The organism is Methylobacterium tarhaniae, assembly GCF_001043955.1.
GTDB classification, from domain to species: domain Bacteria; phylum Pseudomonadota; class Alphaproteobacteria; order Rhizobiales; family Beijerinckiaceae; genus Methylobacterium; species Methylobacterium tarhaniae.
In genome coordinates, this window is sequence record NZ_LABZ01000283.1 from 1 (window position 1) to 2,953 (window position 2,953).

Below are 2,953 nucleotides of genomic sequence, written 5' to 3' on the forward strand. Positions count from 1 at the left end.
GCCCGGGGGCGAGCGGGGCCTGCGAGCGGATGCGGGCGCCACGATGCCGGGCACCCCACCGCCCGGAAGAGTCCATACACTTGCATCTAGGAAATTACATCTGTAAGAACGGCACCGGGAAACGCATGCCGGAGCGCCGATGAACGGCCCCACCCACAACGCCCTCTATCTCCACGGCCCCTACGACGCGCGCCTCGCGCCCTACGGCTTGCGCGCCGGCCAGCCCGGCGAGGCCCTGCTCGACGTCGCGGCGGTCGGGCTCTGCGGCTCGGACCTGCACTACTTCAAGGACGGCGGCATCGGCGCGGCGACCATCGCGCAGCCCTTCGTGCCCGGACACGAATTCTGCGGCCGGCTGACTTGCGACGACCCGGAGCTCGGGCTGTCCCGGGGCACGCTGGTGGCGGTCGATCCCAACAAGGCCTGCGGCCATTGCGAGTTCTGCGAGCGCGGCCACCCGAATCTCTGCCCGAACGTCGAGTTCATCGGTGCGCCGCCCTTCGACGGCGCCATGACCGAGCAGATCTGGGTGCCGAAGAGCCAGGTCGTGCCGCTGCCGCAGCACTTCACGGCCCTCGAAGGGGTCATGCTGGAGCCCCTCGGCGTCGCGATCCACGCGGTCGACCTCGCCAAGCCGCGGCTCCTCGAGCGGGTCGCGCTGGTCGGGCTCGGGCCGATCGGTCTCCTGATCCTGCAGGTGCTCAAGGTGGCGGGGGCCGGCGAGGTGCTGGCGGTCGATCCGCAGGAGCACCGGCGCGATCTGGCGCTGCGCCTCGGCGCGACCTCCGTCGGCGCCTCGGTCGAGGACATCCGCGCCTGGACGCGGGGCGAGGGCTGCCCGCTGGTGATCGAGGCGACCAACGCGCCCGAGGGTTTTCGCGATGCGGTGCGGGCGGCCAAGATCGGCGGCCGGGCCGTGCTCGTCGGCATCCCGGACGGGGACGTCTACACGATGCCGGCCGCCGAGGCCCGGCGCCGCGGCCTCAAGATCAAGTTCGCCCGCCGGATGGGCGAGGTCTACCCCCGCGCGATCGCGCTGGTGGCGAACCGCCAGGTCGATGTCGCCAGCCTGGTCAGCCACCAGGTCGGCCTCGACGAGGCGGCCGCCGCCTTCGGGCGCCACGCCCAGAACACCCCTGGCGTCGTCAAGACCCTGATCTACCCCAACGGACAATAACGCCATAACAACGCCATGACGAGGGATCGATGAGGAAGCGCACGAGAGGCACCGCCGCGGCCCTGGCCGTCCTGGCGGGAGGAACCTTCGCGGGGGCGACCCTGTGGCAGGCCCAGGCCCGGGCCGCGGACTGGCTGGAAAGTGCGGCCGCTCCCCTCAAGGGCACCGTCGTGACCACCACCTTCCTCGACCGGCCGGGCTACCGCGCCATCATCAAGCTGCTGCCGGACTTCGAGAAGAAGACCGGCATCAAGGTCAATTACGAGATCGTCCCCTACGAGAACGCCCGCGAGAAGCAGGTCCTGAACTTCACCTCGCGCGGCGACCTCACGGTGGCGCTGGTCGATCTCGTCTGGATCGGCGAGTTCGCCGAGAACGGCTGGATCGAGCCGGTCGACGGCCTCAAGGGCGACGCCAGGATCACCGATCCGAACCTGAACCTCCAGGGCTTCTTCCCGCTTCTCCTCGACGCCTTCGGGTCCTGGGGCGGCAAGGTCTACGGCCTGCCTTTCGACAATTACTCGGGCCTCCTGTTCTACAATGCCTGCATGCTGAAGGATGCCGGGTTCGACAAGCCGCCGGCCACCTGGCAGGCCCTGCTCAAGGACTACGCCCCGAAGCTGACCAAGGCCGACAAGAACCAGTATGCCTTCGCGCTGCAGTCGCGCCGCGGCGAGACCCAGTCGGCCGACAGCTTCATGCGGGTGCTGTGGCCGTTCGGCGGCTCGCTCCTCGACAAGAGCTTCAAGTCCAATCTCAACAGCCCCGAGAGCCAAGCCGGCCTGCAGTTCCGCCAGGACCTGATGAAGTACATGCCGCCGGGCGTCGTCAGCTTCGACCACAACGAGGCGGTGAACGCCCTGGCGCAGGGCCAGGTCGCGATGATCACCGAGTGGTCGGCCTTCTACGGCACGCTCACCGACCCGAAGACCTCGAAGCTCGGCGACTGCCTGGCGGTGGCGCCGGAGCCGGAAGGCCCGGCCGGGCGCCTGCCGGCTCTGGGCGGCTTCTCCCTCGCGGTCGCCTCGCAGGCCTCCGACGCGGAGAAGAAGGCGGCCTGGCTGTTCATCCAGTGGGCCACCTCGGAGGCGATCGCCCGCCCCTACGTCGAGGCCGGCGGCGTCTCGGGCCGCTCCGCGATCTACCAGCAGCCCGACATCAAGGCGTCCTACAAGTTCGTCGAGCCGATGGTCGCGTCCTGGCAGAAGGGCGTGCCGCAATACCGGCCCCGCTTCCCGGCCTGGCCGGCGATCTCCGAGGTCGTGGCCGAATGGGGCTCGAAGATGATGCTGGGCGAGACCACCCCGGCGGCGGGCGCCAAGGAGATCGGCACCCGCATGGAGGGAATCCTGGCCAAGGAGGGATACTACTCGGGCAAGAAGGCGCTGCTGCAATAGGCGGACATGTCGGGGGCGGCCGGGCTGCCCGGAAACAGCACGTGGCGCGCCTTCCCCTCTCCCGTTTGGGAGAGGGGCCGTGGCGATCGAGGATCGCAGGTGAGGGCGACACGCTTCCCTGTGACGCTGTGACCGTCGTGCCGGCAGCGGGACGCTCCGCGCCGTCTGCGGACCCGTAGCACCCTCAGGCGGGATCTTCGATCCTCCTACCCCTCTCCCGCACCTGGAAGCGATACCGGGCAAGCCCGGCATCGCCTGGGAGCGATACCGGGCAAGCCCGGCATCGCCTGGGAGCGATACCGGGCAAGCCCGGCATCGCCTGGGAGCGATACCGGGCAAGCCCGGCATCGCCTGGGAGCGATACCGGGCAGGTGCGGCA

General features: G+C 69.7%; 2 protein-coding genes. Both read left to right on the plus strand.

The window, feature by feature from the left end:
• The first annotated feature begins 139 nt into the window (after positions 1-139).
• On the plus strand, positions 140-1,177 hold the full coding sequence (locus VQ03_RS28775) for a zinc-dependent alcohol dehydrogenase (RefSeq protein ID WP_053078780.1): 1,038 nt from the start codon (positions 140-142) through the stop codon (positions 1,175-1,177).
• A 29-nt stretch (positions 1,178-1,206) separates the two neighbouring features.
• Positions 1,207-2,574, plus strand: coding sequence for an ABC transporter substrate-binding protein (locus tag VQ03_RS28780; protein WP_048454352.1), 1,368 nt, complete (start codon positions 1,207-1,209; stop codon positions 2,572-2,574).
• Positions 2,575-2,953 lie beyond the last annotated feature (379 nt).

Coding starts and splice junctions, on each gene's coding strand:
- VQ03_RS28775 (WP_053078780.1), top strand. CDS start 140: ATGAACGGCCCCACCCACAACGCCCTCTATCTCCACGGCCCCTACGAC.
- VQ03_RS28780 (WP_048454352.1), top strand. CDS start 1,207: ATGAGGAAGCGCACGAGAGGCACCGCCGCGGCCCTGGCCGTCCTGGCG.